At 72.7% G+C, this 15,542-nt stretch carries 12 protein-coding genes; 3 read left to right on the forward strand and 9 right to left on the reverse strand.

The features are described 5' to 3' along the window. Positions 1 to 14: 14 nt before the first annotated feature. The 5 genes from OG734_RS20115 to OG734_RS20135 all read right to left on the reverse strand — a co-directional run bounded on the left by OG734_RS20115 (position 15) and on the right by OG734_RS20135 (position 4,923). Positions 15 to 1,595, reverse strand: a complete 1,581-nt coding sequence (locus OG734_RS20115) for a carboxylesterase/lipase family protein (RefSeq protein ID WP_330288909.1) — start codon at positions 1,593 to 1,595, stop codon at positions 15 to 17. 12 nt (positions 1,596 to 1,607) lie between these two features. Beyond that, on the reverse strand, positions 1,608 to 2,246 hold the full coding sequence (locus tag OG734_RS20120) for a GOLPH3/VPS74 family protein (RefSeq protein ID WP_330288910.1): 639 nt from the start codon (positions 2,244 to 2,246) through the stop codon (positions 1,608 to 1,610). A 114-nt stretch (positions 2,247 to 2,360) separates the two neighbouring features. Then, on the reverse strand, positions 2,361 to 3,020 hold the full coding sequence (locus OG734_RS20125; protein WP_330288911.1) for a response regulator transcription factor: 660 nt from the start codon (positions 3,018 to 3,020) through the stop codon (positions 2,361 to 2,363). After that, positions 3,017 to 4,207, reverse strand: coding sequence for a sensor histidine kinase (locus tag OG734_RS20130; protein WP_443064880.1), 1,191 nt, complete (start codon positions 4,205 to 4,207; stop codon positions 3,017 to 3,019). The genes OG734_RS20125 and OG734_RS20130 overlap by 4 nt, the downstream gene beginning before the upstream one ends. A gap of 32 nt (positions 4,208 to 4,239) precedes the next feature. After that, the gene (locus OG734_RS20135) at positions 4,240 to 4,923 is read right to left on the reverse strand and encodes a TetR/AcrR family transcriptional regulator (RefSeq protein ID WP_330288912.1); all 684 of its coding nucleotides are present in this window, start codon (positions 4,921 to 4,923) and stop codon (positions 4,240 to 4,242) included. 125 nt (positions 4,924 to 5,048) lie between these two features. Here OG734_RS20135 and OG734_RS20140 point away from each other — a divergent pair, with 125 nt between their 5' ends. Both OG734_RS20140 and OG734_RS20145 read left to right on the forward strand, forming a co-directional pair. Next, on the forward strand, positions 5,049 to 6,173 hold the full coding sequence (locus OG734_RS20140) for an FAD-dependent oxidoreductase (RefSeq protein WP_330288913.1): 1,125 nt from the start codon (positions 5,049 to 5,051) through the stop codon (positions 6,171 to 6,173). Positions 6,174 to 6,259: 86 nt separating this feature from the next. Beyond that, positions 6,260 to 9,409, forward strand: a complete 3,150-nt coding sequence (locus tag OG734_RS20145; RefSeq protein ID WP_330288914.1) for an ATP-binding protein — start codon at positions 6,260 to 6,262, stop codon at positions 9,407 to 9,409. Here OG734_RS20145 and OG734_RS20150 read toward each other — a convergent pair. The 4 genes from OG734_RS20150 to OG734_RS20165 all read right to left on the reverse strand — a co-directional run bounded on the left by OG734_RS20150 (position 9,390) and on the right by OG734_RS20165 (position 14,710). Continuing rightward, on the reverse strand, positions 9,390 to 10,181 hold the full coding sequence (locus tag OG734_RS20150) for an ABC transporter permease (protein ID WP_330288915.1): 792 nt from the start codon (positions 10,179 to 10,181) through the stop codon (positions 9,390 to 9,392). The genes OG734_RS20145 and OG734_RS20150 overlap by 20 nt on opposite strands. Continuing rightward, positions 10,178 to 11,179 carry an ABC transporter ATP-binding protein gene (locus OG734_RS20155; RefSeq protein ID WP_330288916.1) on the reverse strand — a complete coding sequence of 334 codons (1,002 nt, stop codon included), beginning with the start codon at positions 11,177 to 11,179 and terminating at the stop codon, positions 10,178 to 10,180. The genes OG734_RS20150 and OG734_RS20155 overlap by 4 nt, the downstream gene beginning before the upstream one ends. A gap of 165 nt (positions 11,180 to 11,344) precedes the next feature. Next, positions 11,345 to 13,729 carry a serine/threonine-protein kinase gene (locus OG734_RS20160; protein ID WP_330288917.1) on the reverse strand — a complete coding sequence of 795 codons (2,385 nt, stop codon included), beginning with the start codon at positions 13,727 to 13,729 and terminating at the stop codon, positions 11,345 to 11,347. 261 nt (positions 13,730 to 13,990) lie between these two features. Beyond that, positions 13,991 to 14,710, reverse strand: coding sequence for a VOC family protein (locus tag OG734_RS20165; protein ID WP_330288918.1), 720 nt, complete (start codon positions 14,708 to 14,710; stop codon positions 13,991 to 13,993). A 169-nt stretch (positions 14,711 to 14,879) separates the two neighbouring features. On the opposite strand from OG734_RS20165, the gene OG734_RS20170 reads away from it, so the two are divergent. Then, entirely contained in the window at positions 14,880 to 15,527 is a 648-nt protein-coding gene (locus OG734_RS20170; protein ID WP_330288919.1) for a TetR family transcriptional regulator, read from the forward strand. The last annotated feature ends 15 nt before the right edge of the window (positions 15,528 to 15,542 follow it).

The raw sequence follows: 15,542 nt of genomic DNA on the forward strand, positions 1-15,542 counted from the left end.
TCTCGTCCGCGTCGTCACCCAAGGGCGTTCCAGAACCCGCAGTGATGGCGGGAGCCCGTCGTGTGGGTGGGGGCGATGTGGTCCGGTGCCAGGGACGGCACCGTCTGGCGGGGCCAGTGCGGTGACGACGGGCCGTTGGGGTCGGCGGTGCGGGCGAAGCGGGTCCAGTAGTCGATCATGGTGTCGGCCAGCCGGTGCTGTGGCGCGGTCAGGTCCCAGGGACGGCCACCCAAGTCGAACAGGTAGGGCAGTTCGCTCGCGTGCGGTGCGCCGAGCGGGAACGGCGGCGTGCCCGGCGTGAGCGGCGGGGCGTGCTCGTCGGCGAACTCGTAGCGCCAGACGGGCACATGGGCGGCGAGCAGACCGTCGGCGCGCGCCGTCGGGCAGGCGAAGTCGGCGTCGCCGATGACCGCGCCGAACACCGGGCCCCCGTCGGTGCGGTGCACCGGATACTCGCGGACGATCGCCTTCGCCAGTCCCGGAGAGGGGAAGAAGGCGGCCACCATGTCGGGCCAGGTGTCGGGAGTGACGGGGTGGCCGGCCTGGATGATCCCGGCGGCCCAGCCGTTGCCCTCGTCGCGGTTGTTGCCGATGAGCACGGGGACTCGGTGGAAGCGGCCGGCGGCGATCGCCGCAGCGGGGTCCTCGGGCAGCAACGGGGTGTTGTACGCGGGGTGTTGATCGACGTCCTGGGCGGCGAGCAGACGGGAGACGTCGTCCACGCGCCGCAGGCAGGCAAGGACGTCGCGGGCAGAGCCGCAGCCGACCTTTGCCGCAAGGTCCGCGCCCGCGGCGCGCGCCGTGGACAAGGGTACGGAGGACGGGGCGAACGGGAGGTCGGGGCGGCCTGTGCACGGGCCGCTCTCGATGATCGCCCGGCCGAAGAGGCCCGCGGCGGCGGGTGAGGCGAGTTGGGCGCAGACGCTGTAGCCGCCCGCCGACTCGCCGGCCAGCGTCACGTTGTGCGCGTCGCCGCCGAAGGCGCCGATCTCGGCGCGGACCCAGCGCAGCGCCGCCTGCTGGTCGGCAAGGCCGAAGGTGCCGGAGCCGGGCAGCCCGCTGTGCGCGAGGAAACCGAGGGCTCCGAGGCGGTAGTTGACGGTGACGACCACGACGTCGCCGCGGGTGGCCATGCGGTGGGCGTCGTAGGAGCTGCCCGCTCCGGTGGTGAAGCCGCCGCCGTGCAGCCACACGATCACCGGCCGGGGGCGTGCCGGTCGCGCGCCGTCGGGCGTCGTGACGTTCAGGTGGAGACAGTCCTCGTCGGTGCTGCCGCCGGGCACCTCACCGGCCGGCTGCGGGCAGGCGCTCGCGGGCCGGGTCGCATCGCGCACCCCGGACCAGGGGGCCGGGCGGTGGGGCGGCGCCCAGCGCAGTGTGCCGATCGGGGGCGCCGCGTAGGGGATGCCCTCGAAGGTGCGGTAGCCGTCGTGGGCGGCGCCCCGCACGAGGCCGTCGTCGATACGTACCGTCGTGGCGGCGGCGGGCGGGGCGGGCTGTGTCGGTGGCGCTGCGGACCAGGCCGTCGCGAGCACGGCGGTCAGGGCGCAGCCCAGGTCGGTCAGGACGCGGCGCATGTTCAGCATGTTCGTCATCTCCCCATCCGGTCAGCCGCCGCCCATGCCGCCCTGTGCGGCGATCACGGTCGTCGGCAGGGCGCGTACAGCTTTCTCCAGCCCGGGCGCGAGGGCGGCGAGAGACCCCGTGCAGGCGTCGATACGGGCCCGGAAGGTCTTCTGGTCCCGCCGTGACACGACCGAGCGGATGCCGCCCGCCGCGGCCAGTGCCAGCAGCGCGGCGTCGGCGGCGGGGATCTCCCGCACGGGGCCGTCCCCGTGCAGTGCCGCGGACACGCGGGCGCGGAGCGCGGCGGGTACGGCACCGTCCGTCACGGTCAGCCGCCGGCTGCCGAATCGGGTGCGGGGCGCCTTCACCGTGAGGACTCCCGCCGCGGCGAGCCGGTCCTCCACCTGGGTCAGGGTCCGCTTGCGGTGGCGGCGCACGAGGCGCTTCCAGCCGTGTCCGGCGGCGGCGTCCCGCAGCACGCCGTCCAGGACCGGGTCGCCGGTCGGTTCCGTGCCGGACACGCCGACCGTGCCGGCGTCCTCCCTCAGCCGGCCGCGCGACGCGAGGTCGACCAGGGCGGCGGCACGGACCAGCAGTTGGGTCCGGGAACGGTCGTAGGGGCCTTCGGCCGCGTCGTCGTGGGCGAGCAGATACATGAGGCAGGCCAGGTCGTCGGTCACGTTTCGACGCTACGGCCGCACACCCTGGCCACGGATCGGCCGCGGGAACGGCCCTGCACTGGGAACGCGGGAGGAGCGCGGCGTGGCCTCCTCCTCAGGGAGGAGGCGATGCCGTCAGGGGCGGCGCGGCCGTACGAGGTCGTGGTCGTAGGCGGCCACGACGGCCTGGACGCGGTCACGCAGGCCCAGTTTGCGCAGCACCGCGGTGACATGGTTCTTGACGGTGGCCTCCGACAGACGCAGCCGCTCGGCGATCTCCGCGTTCGACAGCGCCTGCCCGATCAGGGTCAGCACCTCCCGTTCGCGCTCGGAGAGGTCCCGCAGGGAGGGCGGCGGGGCCGGGTCGGGCGTGGTGCGCAGGAACCGGTCCAGGACGCGGCCCAGCACGGCAGGCGCCAGCAGCGCGTCGCCGCGCGCGGTGAGGCGGATGGCGTCGACGAGTTCGCCGGGGCGCATGTCCTTCAGCAGGAAGCCGCTCGCCCCGGCCCGCAGGGCGGCGACCACGTGCGCGTCCACATCCCAGGTGGTCAGCACGAGCACCCGGGCCCGGCTGCCGCACTCCGCGATCTGCCGGGTCGCCTCGATGCCGTCCAGCACGGGCATGCGTACGTCCATCAGCACCACGTCGGGCGCCAGCTCCCGTGTCAGCCGCACCGCCTCCCGGCCGTCGGACGCCTCACCGACCACCTCGATGTCGTCCCGGGCGTCGATGATCATGCGGAATCCGGTACGGACCAGGACCTGGTCATCGGCCACCACCACGCGCAGCGTCATGACGCGCCCTCCACCGGCAGCCGCGCCGCCACCTCGAACCCGCCTCCGGGCAGCGGACCGGCGTGCAGGCTACCGCCCAGGAGCCGTGTGCGTTCCTTCATCCCCACCAGACCGCGTCCCGCTCCCGCCGCGGCCGAACCTCCCTGCGGAGTACGCCCGTTGTCGACCACCGTGACCTCCACACACTCCCCTACGGCGTTCACGCGCACACGCACGCTGACCTCGTCGGCGCCGACCGCGTGCCGCAGCGTATTCGTGAGGGCCTCCTGGACGATCCGGTACGCCGCCAGGTCCACCGTGGCCGGCAGTCCGTCGGTGGCGCCCTCGCGGTGCACGCGCACGGTCATCCCGGTCGCGCGCACGGTGTCGGCCAGCTCGTCCAGGCGCGCGAGCGAAGGCACCGGCTCCCGCTGTTCCCCGGCCCCGCCCTCCCCCTGATCTGGCTGGAACGCACGCAGCAGCAGGCGTAGTTCGCCGAGCGCCGAGCGGGCGCCCGTCTCGATGGCCCGCAGCGCCTGACGGGCCTGTTCGGGCCGCTGGGTGAACACGTCGTCGGCTGCGTCCGCCTGAATGACCATCACCGACAGGGTGTGCGCCACGACATCGTGGACTTCGCGCGCGATCCGCGCACGCTCCTCCATCACAGCCCGACGCGTCTCCGCCCTCGTCCGTGCCTGCTGCGCCCTGCGCCACTGACCGGTCGTCCACGCCAGGACCACCGCCAGCAGATAGACCGCCCCACCCGCACCGCCACCCGCCGCGAACGCCAGCGGTGCCGGCAGGCACATCGCCGCGAGCGCCCACAGCGACAGCTGCCGCGGTCTGACGGCCGACAGCACGCACAACGCGACCTGTGCCGCGAGCAGTGCCCCCGTCAGGGTCACCGCGGGCAGCAGCGCCCACACGGCGAGCCCCGCCGCCGCGTTCGCAGCGAGTGCGGCGACCGGGGCGCGCGCCAGCCACCTCAGGGCACACGCTTGTACGAGGACCAGGGCCACCGCCACGGGCAGCCGTCGGCCGTGCTCCGCGCCGGCGACGAGCACCGAGGTGCCCAGGACGGCGAGGACCAGCCCGGTCGATCCCCACCACAGCGCGCGGGCCTGGCGGGGCGACAGCTCACCCGGTGCTTCCCCGGCGTACGCGTCGTCCGGTTGTCCGCTGCCACGGTGCACGTCCCGACCCCCCATACTCCGCCTCTCCCCCACCGCCTGGCGGAAGTTCACCGCCGCGCGGTGATCCCAGCGATCCCCGCCAGGATGAGGTCGATGCCGGCCAGGAACTCCTCCCGGTCGTCGTGGTCACGTAGCTGGTCCGCGACGCTCCGGGTGAACGCGAACTCGTCGGGGTCGAGGTTCGCCCAGGAGTCCGAGACCGCGCCCAGGAACTCGGCGCGGGTGGCGGCCGGCGGGTGGTCGCGGGCGTTGGCCGCGTTCTGGCCGCCGACGCCGAGGATGTAGTTCAGCAGCGCGGACGCCGCGGTGAACCGGGCGGCGTGAGGCACCCCGAGCGCCTGGACCTGGCGCCCGAGGTGCTCGAAGACCCGCAGCAGCGGCGACTGTGCCGGGGCGCGGGCGAGTTGCGCGCCGATCCACGGGTGGGCGTCGATCGCGTCGAACACGCCGACCGCGAGGGCACGGACCGCTTCCTGCGGTGTTGTACCCGAGGTAACGCCGGTCATGGTGCCGGTGACGACGGCGTCGGTGGCGGCGCCGAGGAGCTCGTCCTTGCCCGTGACGTGCCAGTAGATCGCCCCGGGCCCCGTGGAGAGGCGCCGGGCCAGTGCGCGGAACGTGAGTCCGCCCTCGCCCGTCGCGTCGAGAAGCTCGACCGCCGCCTCGACGATGCGCTCCCGGGAGAGCGGTTCCCTTCGTCGCTCCGAAGGACGCGTCCTGCTCACTGCCATGCGCCCATCCTGACACACCCCTGGAACGCCGTTCCATCTTGACATCTATGGAACGGCGTTCCAGGCTGGCACCCGAACGCACTGGAACGGCGTTCCAGAGACGCCCGACAACTTACGGAGCCACCATGACCACCAACGTCACGATCATCGGCGCCGGACTCGGCGGACTGACCCTCGCCCGCGTCCTCCACGTCCACGGCATCCCGGCGACGGTCTACGAGGCGGAAGCATCCGCGACCGCCCGCGCACAGGGCGGGATGCTCGACATCCACGAGCACGACGGCCAAGTCGCCTTGCGGGCAGCCGGCCTGTTCGACGAGTTCCGCGGCCTCGTCCTGGAGGGCCGCGAGGCGACGCGGATCCTCGACCGGAACGGCACCGTCCTGTTCGACCAGGCCGACGACGGTACGGGTGGCCGCCCCGAGGTGCAGCGCGGCGAGCTGCGGCAGCTGCTGCTCGACTCGCTCCCGGCCGGCACCGTCCGGTGGGGGCACAAGGTCAGCGGCACCCGTGCCCTCGGCGACGGCCGCCACGAGGTGACCTTCGCCGACGGCACCGCTCTCACCACGGGCCTGCTCGTCGGCGCGGACGGCGCCTGGTCCCGCGTCCGGCCACTGCTCTCCGACGCGACACCCACGTACGCCGGAATGTCGTTCGTCGAGACCTACCTGTTCGACAGCGACACCCGGCACCCGGCCCACGCGAAAACGGTCGGCGGCGGGGCGCTGTACGCGCTCGCGCCGGGAAGGGGCCTCGGGGCTCACCGGGAGAGCGGCGGCACCCTGCACACGTACGTGATGCTCGCCGAGCCGCAGGAGTGGTTCGCGGGCATCGACTTCACCGATTCCGCCGCGGCCACGGCGCGGATCGCTCAGGAGTACGACGGCTGGGCACCGGAAATCACCGCACTGATCACCGACGGCGAGACCGCACCGGTCCTGCGCACCCTCCACGCTCTGCCCGTCGCGCACCGGTGGGACCGGGTGCCGGGGGTGACCCTGCTCGGCGACGCCGCCCACCTCGCGCTCCCGAACGGCGAAGGCGCCAACCTGGCCATGCTCGACGGCGCCGAACTCGCCAATGCCCTCGCCGCACACCCCGGCGACATCGAGACCGCGCTCACCGAGTACGAGCAGGCCATGTTCCCCCGCAGCGCCGCAGCCGCCACCGACGGCAACCGACTCCACGAGCTGCTCTACGGCGACAACACACCCCACGGCCTGATCGACATGTTCGCCGGACACGAGTAGTCAGAAACGCGTAGCCCCGACAGCCGCCCGCGCAGCGGGAGTTCACCGGCCGCGCGGTGCACCGGCCCCTTGGCTAATCTGCACGGATGACCACCGACCTGACCCTCCTCCCGCGGGTCGCCTATCGCGGACAGGAAGTCACCGCGCCCCGCCTGCGCGCCCTCCTCGCCCTCCTCGCGGGCGACCTGCGCACCGGCTGCGGCACCGAGCGGCTGGTGGCGGGGCTGTGGCCGGAGGAGTTGCCGGAGCGGCCGGGGAAGGCGCTGCAGGTTCTGGTGTCCAGGGCGCGGGCGCAGTTGGGCGCCGATGTCATCGTGAGCACGCCGACCGGATACCGGCTCGCCCTCGCCGAGGACCAGATCGACAGCTCCGCCCTGCTGCTGCACGCCGCCACGAGCGCGGACCGGGCCAGGGCCGGGAACCACGCGGGGGCGCTGGCCGCCGCCGAGGCAGGGCTCGCACTGTGGGAGGGGAGCACGGGCGGCGGGGACGACACCGACGACCCTGTGGCCGCGTTGCGCGCCGAGCGTGCCCCCGTGCGCGGCACCCTCGTCCGCGCGCAGGCCCTCGCGCTCGCCAAGCTTGGCCGGCACGCGGAGGCCGCCGGGCCACTGGCCGTGGCCGCGTCGGAGCGTCCGCGCGACGAGGAGGTGCTCGCCGAGCTGCTGCGCGGCGAGGCGGCGACGGCGGGACCGTCGGCCGCGCTGACGCGGTACGAGGCGTATCGGCGGGGGCTGCGCGAGACGCTCGGCACGGACCCGGGGGCTCAACTCAAGTCTGTACACCAGGAGTTGCTGTCCGGCGAGGCGCCCACGGTCAGGCACGGGGTGCCGCACGAGCCGAACCCGCTGCTCGGGCGGGACGAGGACATCGCCGAGGTCGAGCGGCTGCTGCGCGCCTCTCGCGCCGTCACCGTCGTCGGTCCCGGGGGCCTCGGCAAGACCCGGCTCGCGCATGCCGTCAGTCGCCGGGCCGAGCAGCGCGTGGTGTATTTCGTGCCGCTGGCCGGTGTCACCGCGGACGCGGACGTGGCCGCCGAGGTCGCCTCCGCGCTCGGCGCGGGCGAGGGGCGGCCCGGTGCCAGGAGCGGCCACCCGCCGGGCGACCCGGTGCCCGGCATCCTCGGCGTGCTCGGCGCCGGGCCCGCTCTGCTGGTCCTGGACAACTGCGAGCAGGTCATCGCCGGTGCCGCCGGCCTCGTACAGGCCCTGGTGTCGTCCTCGAAGGACCTGCGGGTGCTCGCCACCAGCCGGTCCCCGCTGGGCCTCACGTCGGAGGCGGTGTACGCGCTGCCGGAGCTCCGACTCGCCACCTCCGTCGAGCTGTTCACGCAGCGGGCCCGGGCCGCCCGGCCCGGCGTGGAGCTGCCGTCGGACGCGGTGGCCGGGCTGTGCCGGCACCTCGACGGGCTGCCGCTCGCCGTGGAACTGGCGGCGGCGCGGGTACGGGTGCTGTCGGTGCCGGAGATCGCCCGCCGCCTCGGCGACCGGTTCGCGCTGCTGCGCGGCGGCGCACGGGACGTACCGGAGCGCCACCGCACACTGCACGCGGTCGTCGACTGGAGCTGGAACCTCCTCGACGAGGAGGCCAGGGCCGCGCTGCGCCTGCTGTCCGTCTTCCCCGGCGGCTTCGCCGGCGAGACGGCGGAGCGGGTGCTGGGTGAGGACGCGCTGTTTCTGCTGGAGCAGTTGGCCGACCAGTCACTGCTCACCGTCGCCGAGACCCCGGCCGGTGTGCGCTTCCGGATGCTGGAGACCGTACGGGAGTTCAGCGCGGCCCGGCGCGCGGAGGCGGGCGAGGACGAGGAGGCCGTCGGCCGGTTTCTCGCCTGGGCGCGGGACTTCGGGGTCGCGAACCACGACTGGCTCTTGCGCTCGGAACCGCTGACCGACCTGGAGCGGATCAGGGCCGAGCAGGACAACCTCGTGCTGGCGCTGCGGCACGCCCTGGCCCGTACGGACAACCCCACCACCGCCGCCCTCACCGCCGTCCTCGCCGCTCTGTGGTCCATCGGTTCCAGCTATCCCCGCCTCTCCACCCTCGCCGCGGACACCGGCCCGCCGCTGTCGCACTATTACCCCGAGCCCGAACACGTCGAAGTCGCCCGCTCGGCCGCGGTGTTGTGCACGGTGAGCCTGTTCATGGGCTACGGCCCGCACGTCGTACGCCAGCTCGTCACCCTCAGGCGGCTGCCCCCGGCCCCGCCGGACACGCTGCTGCGCGCCGTCGCGCTGGTGCTGAGCGCGGTCCCCGAGATGCTGCCGCCCGACTACGAAGTGCTGCAGAAGCTCTGCGACAGCGAGCAGCCGCTGCTCGCCGGCACCGCCGAGTGCGTCGCCACCTACGTCTGGGAGTCGGAGCACGACATCGACCGCGCGCTCGCCTCGGCTCGGCGGATCATCGCCGCGCTGGGGCCGGTCGACAACCCGTTCCTGCAGGTCATGGGCCACTCCCGGCTGAGCGAGCTGTGCTTGCAGACGGAGCGGGGCGAGGAAGCGTACGGACACCTCAAGGCGGCGCTGCAGGCGCTGCTGCGGCTCGGCGACGAGCACGACCTCATCGGCATCCGCTGGAGCCTCGTCCTCGCCTGCCTCCAGCGCGGCGACCCCGACGAGGCCGAGTACTGGCTGCGGCAGGCGGAGGGCGCCACCACCACGCAGCAGGACGACTACAGCATGGACATCCTCGGGCGCGCCGAGATCGCGCTCGCCCGCGGACTGACGGAGGTCGGGCTGGGCCTGTGGCGCAACGCCGTGCAGCCGCTGCCCGCAGTCGGCTCGATACCCGGCGGCGACCCGTTCTTCGACCGGTGGGTGCTGGAGATCCTGGCGGTGGCGGTGACGGCGCACGCGCACGCCGGCCGCCTCGAGCTCGTCGCGGAGCCCGTCGACCGACTGCGGCAGGGGCTGCGGACTCTGCTCTCCGGTCCGGCCGGCTCGCCCATGGACCTCCCGGTGTTCGGGACGGTGCTGTACGCGCTCGGCCTGGCGGCGCTCACGTCCGGCGACGACGCCTCGGCCGCCGTACGGATGATCGCGCTGGCCGAACGGCTGCGGGTGCTGCGCTCGTTCCAGCCGACGATGTCGGCGGACCGCGCCCGGCAGGCGGTCGGGGCCGCCGGGGACGCGGCCAGGGCGGCGTACGCCGACGCGGTGTCGGAGTACGCCGCCCTGGGGCGGGACGAGTTGCGGGAGGCGGCCCGCGCTGTCATGGCGGTTACTTCGGGTCGCGGTTGAACAGCGACGTCGACCAGCGGTAGCCGAGCGCGATCAGGCCGACGCACCAGGCGATCGCGAGCCACCCGTTGTTGCCGATCTCAGTGCCGAGCAGCAGGCCGCGCAGGGTCTCGATGGCCGGCGTGAAGGGCTGGTACTCGGCGATCGGCTGGAACCAGCCAGGGATCGCGTCGATGGGGACGAAGGCGCTGGAGATGAGCGGGAGGAGGATCAGTGGCATCGCCATGTTGCTGGCCGCCTCGGGGTTCGGGCTGGCCATGCCCATCCCGACCGCGATCCAGGTGAGCGCCAGGGTGAACAGCGCGATCAGTCCGAACGCCGCCAGCCACTCCAGGGCCGTGGCGTCCGTGGACCGGAACCCGATGGCCACGGCGATGACACTGACGAGGACCAGACTGGCGAGCACCTGCAGCACGCTGCCCACGACGTGCCCGACGAGCAAGGACCCGCGGTAGACCGCCATCGTGCGGAAGCGGGCGATGAGGCCCTCGGTCATGTCCATGGAGACGGAGATCGCGGCCCCGATCACGGTGGAGCCGATGGTCATCATCAGGAGGCCCGGGACGAGATAGGCGATGTAGTCGGCGCGGTCCGCGCCGCCGCCACCGATGCCCGCGCTCATCACGCCTCCGAAGACGTAGACGAAGAGCAGCAGCAGCATGATCGGCGTGAGCAGCAGGTTCAGCGTCATGGACGGGTAGCGCCGCGCGTGCAGCAGGTTGCGGCGCAGCATCGTGTTCGAGTCGCGTACGGCGAGAGAGAAGGCGCTCATCGGACGTTCTCCTTGGACTGGCTGGGCACGGTGGTGGTCGTGGCGCTGGTGGTTGTGCTGGTCGTGGTGCTGGTCAGGGCGAAGAACACGTCGTCGAGGTCGGGGGTGTGCACGGTCAGCTCGTCCGCCTCGACGCCGGCCGAGTCCAGCCAGTCGAGGATGGAGCGCAGCTCGCGCTGGCTGCCGTCACTGGGGATGCTCAGGGACAGCGACTCGTCGTCCCCGGTGGCCTCGCGCAGGGCGACGCCGGCGGACTGGTAGGCGACCGGGTCGGTGAAACGCAGCCGGACGTGCCCGCCCGGGATCAGCCGCTTCAGCTCCTCCGCGCTGCCTTCGGCGGCGATCTTTCCGTCGTTCAACACCGCGATACGGTCGGCGAGTTCGTCGGCCTCCTCCAGATACTGGGTGGTGAGGAAGACGGTGACGCCGTCGGCGACCAGCCCGCGGATGATCTGCCACATGTTGTGACGGGACCGCGGATCGAGGCCGGTGGTCGGTTCGTCGAGGAAGATGATCCGCGGGTTGCCGACCAGCGTCATGGCGAGGTCGAGGCGGCGCTTCATGCCGCCGGAATAGGTGGAGGCGGGCTTCTTCGCGGCCTCGGAGAGATCGAAGCGCTCGAGGAGTTCGGCGGCGGCGCGCCGTCCCTCCTGCTTGGACAGGTGGTGCAGGTCCGCCATGAGGAGCATGTTCTCCTCGCCGGTGATCAGGCCGTCGACGGCGGAGAACTGCCCGGTGACACCGATCGCGGCCCGTACGGCCTGCGCGTCCGTGGCCAGGTCGTGGCCGCCCACGTGCAGTTCGCCGGCGTCGGCGGTGACGAGGGTGGAGAGGATCTTCACGGCGGTGGTCTTGCCGGCGCCGTTCGGGCCGAGCAGGGAGAAGACGGTGCCGGCCGGCACGGCCAGGTCGATGCCGTCGAGGACCGTCTTGTCCCCGTAGGCCTTCCGCAGCCCCTTGGCCGCGATGGCGAGTGAGTGCGATGTCGTTGAGGTCATGCCGAGGAGATTGCGGCAGGCCGCATTCAGCGCGGTTTCACCATGGTTTCAGCGCTCTGGAACCGGGCTACGTGGTTGGGCGCCCGTCCCCTGGGGGCTGCGCCCCCAGACCCCCCTCCGGCCCTGAACGGGCCTTGTCCTCAAACGCCGGACAGGCCTAAGAGCTCACCCGGTCCGCGCCGTCCCCGTCCCCTTCTCCGCGTCCAGTGCGTACACGCATCGGTCCTTGCTGCACGCGTACACCACGCCGTCCTTGACCACGGGGGCGCCGGTGATCTCGCCGCCGGTGGCCAGCTTCCATCTCAGGCGGCCGTCGTCGGCCTTCAGGGTGTACAGGAGGTGGTCCGTCGAGCCGAAGTGGATGCGGCCCTCGGCCACCGCCGGGGCGCCGACGATGTCGCCGCCCGCCTGGAAGCGCCACTTGGGGGTGCCGGTGACCGCGTCGAGCGTGTAGAGGCCCTTGCCGCTGCCCACATGCACATGGCCCGCCGCCACCAGTACCGGTTCGATCGAGGCGCGCGACTCCGTCGCGATCCGCCACCGGTCCCGGCCGTCCGCCGCGTCGAGGGCGTACACCGTGCCGAGGTAGTCGGCGAGGTAGACGCCGCCGCCCGTGACCGCCGGGCCCGGCGCGAAGGTGGGCGGGGAGAGGAAGACCGCCGGGGCCTCGAAGTGCCAGCGGACATGGCCGGCGGCGACGTCGATCGCCAGGACGCGGGTGCCCGCGGAGACGTACACCTGGCCGTCGGGGCCCGGGGTCAGCCGTACCGGGACGCCGCCGCAGGAGGCGGCGTCGCCGATCGGGTAGGACCAGCGCTCGTCACCCGTACGGGCCTCCAGGGCGCGCAGCCGCGCGTCCTGCCACACGAAGACCGTGCCCTCGTGGACGTGGGGGCCGGCCTCCGGGGACTCGAAGTCCGTCTGGGCGCCGGTGTGCTCCCACAGCTTCTGGCCGGTCGCCGCGTCCCAGCCCTGGACGCCGCCGCCGCGCGTACCGGTGACGACCGTGCCCCGGTCGGCCTTGAGGGAGTACACCCAGGCGTCCGTGGACAGACGCCACAGGTCCATGCCCTCGCGGGCGTCGAGAGCGAAGAGGGTCGGGCCGTCGGAGGCGTGGACGCGGCCGTCCGCGACCGCCATCGACCAGGCGACGTCCCTCGTCTTGAAGCGGCGGCGGCCCGTCATCACGTCCAGGGCGTGCACCTCGAAGGAGGTGACGTAGACGAGGTCGCCGGCGACGGCCGGGGTGCCCCAGACGTCGTTCGACATACGGAAACGCCAGGGGCGCCAGCCCGCCGGGGACTCCGGGGGCAGCTGCGGCGCGACCGGGAGGGGGTTCGGGTCGGCGCCGTTGACGCCGGGGCGCGGGCGCGACCAGGAGGCCACGAGGCCGGCCTCCGGAGGGGGCGCCTGTACGGCGGCGGCGCGGGCGTCGGCGACGCGCGGGCCGGGGCCGATGGGCACGGGGGCGCCGGCCAGCCGTACGGGGCCGGTGTCGGGCGCTCCGGCGGGCACGGTGGACGGCATGGGGCCGGGCAGGAGACCGGGGCGCGGGCCGGGTCCGAAGCCCGGCGCCGGGTCGTGGGACGGCGGGGGCGGGATGGCCAGCCTGCCGCCGCTGCGGCCGCCGGACGACTGCGGCTTCGCCGCCGGGCGTCCGCCGCGCCGCGTCTCGATGAGGGCCACCGCCCGTTCGGGCAGCCACGCGGACGCCGTACCGCTGTCGTCGGAGCCGGAGCCGAAGAGATGGGGGGCGAGCTGGGCCTGGAGGTCGGCGGGGTTGGGGCGGCCGGTCGCCTCCATCTGCATCAGGGACTCGATGAGGGGGCGCAGCTCGTCCGGGAGACCTTCGAGGTCCGGGCCCTCGCGCAGCAGCATGAAGACCGTCTCGACCGGGTTCGCGCCGTGGAAGGGGGCGTGGCCGGTGGCCGCGAAGACCAGCATCGAGCCGAGCGAGAACACGTCGCTGGCGCCGGTCACGCTCCGCGAGTCCTTCGCCTGCTCGGGCGACATGTAGGCGGGCGTACCGACGGCCACGTTCGTCATCGTCAAACGCGTGTTCGAGACGCCCGACGCGATACCGAAGTCGATGACCCGGGGGCCGTCCTCGACCACCAGCACGTTCGACGGCTTGAGGTCACGGTGGACGAGCCCCGCGCCGTGGATGGACTGCAGCGCCTCCGCGACCCCCGCCGCCAGCCAGCGCACCGCCTGGGCCGGCATCGGCCCGCACTCGTTCACTATCTCTTCGAGGGAGGGTGCGGGAACGTACGCGGTGGCCAGCCACGGTACGGCGGCACGCGGATCGGCGTCGACGACGGCGGCCGTGTAGAAGCCGGAGACGGCCCGCGCCGCCTCCACCTCACGAGTGAAGCGGACCCGGAACAGCTGGTCCTCGGCGAGCTCCGTACGGACCGTCTTGATCGCCACGCGCCGGCCCGAGGCCGAGCGCGCGAGATAGACCAGCCCCATGCCGCCGGCACCCAGCCGTCCCAGCACCTCGAACGGCCCGATGCGCCGCGGATCGTGCTGCGTCAGCTGATCCACCACTTGCCTGCCACCTCCCCGTACGAGCCGCGTCACCCACATATGTACGCGACCCCGTGCAGCGTCTCACCACCGCCACCGCGTTGGCGGCACGCACCCCGATTCTTCCTGGCCCGGGCACAGGTTGCGAACTCGGGTCCGGAACGGGGTGTCTCCACACAACTCCGGGCAAAAGCCTCCCACAAGGGCGCCCCCGGACAGCCCCACGCCCGTTCAAGACGGCCGATGACGGCTGATGAAGGCTGATGAAGGCCGCTGGCGGGCTCATTTTCGGAGGAGTGCGAACGACGCTCCCTGATTGTCCGTGACGACCGCCACATTCCCGTACGAAGTGTCGAAGGGCGGTACCTGGAGGCGCCCGCCGATCCGGTTCACCGTCCCGAGCGCCTCCTCCATGTCCTCGATGGCGAAATGGACCAGGAAATGCGGCGGCATCTCGGCCGGGAACACCTCCGTGACGGCGGCCCGGCCGAAGTCGGGGGCCGCGTCCGCACCGAAGAGCGCCTCGTGGAAGAGGTTGCCGTAGAAGGTGTTGGCGACAGCCGTGTCCCGGGCGTACAGCTCGGCCCAGGCGAAGGTGCCGGGCTCGTGACGGCGGCCGAATCCGGGGTGCGTACCTGCCTGCCAGAGGCCGAACACGGCCCCCTCGGGATCGGCGGCCAGCGCCGTCGTCCCCAGCTCGCCCACGGGAACCGGCAGTGAGATCACCTGTCCGCCGGCCGTGTGGATCCGGGCGACGAGAGCATGGACGTTCGGAGTGGCGAAGTACACCGTCCAGACGGTGGGCATCCTGCCGTCGGCCTTGTGGGCGAGGGAGGCGACGGGTTCGCCGTCGCACAGGGCCTGCACCAGGCCGTCCTTCTCCTGGAAGGACCACCCGAAGAGCTCACCGTAGAAGCGCTTGCCCGCCTCGACGTCAGGCAGCTGGGCGTCCACCCAGCACGGGACGCCCTCTGTGCGGGCGGATGCCCTGTTTTCGGCCATACCGTCAAGCTAACGGTCCTTCACGCATCCCGCAGAGCAGGCGCGGGATCAGGGCGCGGGACCGGGCACAGCCGCCTCTCGCCGCCCTCCACACGCCCTCTCACCTCCCATGCACCCCATTTGCAGTCGGCCGAATCGCGCTCCGATCACCCCTCGGTAAGCTGACGGCATGACAGGACAAGTGCGTACCGTCGACGGCCGCGTGGCCGGTCGGCGTGGGCAGGCGACCCGGCAGAAGCTCCTCGACTGCCTCAGCGAGATGCTCAGCTCCTCCCCATACCGGGACGTCAAAGTCATCGATGTCGCCCGGAAGGCGGGGACTTCGCCCGCCACCTTCTACCAGTACTTCCCGGACGTCGAAGGCGCCGTCCTGGAAATCGCCGAGCAAATGGCCACCGAGGGCGCCGGGTTGACCCAGCTGCTCGCGGGACGGTCATGGGTCGGCAAGGCCGGCTGGCAGACCGCCCAGGAACTCGTCGACGGGTTCCTGGAGTTCTGGCGCAGGAACGACGCGATCCTCAGGGTCGTCGATCTGGGCGCCGCCGAGGGCGACAAGCGGTTCTACAAGATCCGCATGAAGATCCTCAACTCCGTGAACAACTCCCTTACGGACACGGTCACCGAGCTACAGGCCAAGGGCAAGGTCGACAAGGACGTCAACCCCGCCGCGATGGCCGGCTCCCTCGTCGCGATGCTCGCGGCGGTGGCCTCCCACCAGAAGGGCTTCCAGACCTGGGGTGTGAAACAGGCTGAACTGAAGCCCAATCTGGCCCTGTTGGTCCACCTGGGCGTGACCGGCAGGAAGCCGACGAAATAGCCCTCAGCCCATTTA

It is taken from the genome of Streptomyces sp. NBC_00576 (genome assembly GCF_036345175.1).
Lineage (GTDB): Bacteria > Actinomycetota > Actinomycetes > Streptomycetales > Streptomycetaceae > Streptomyces.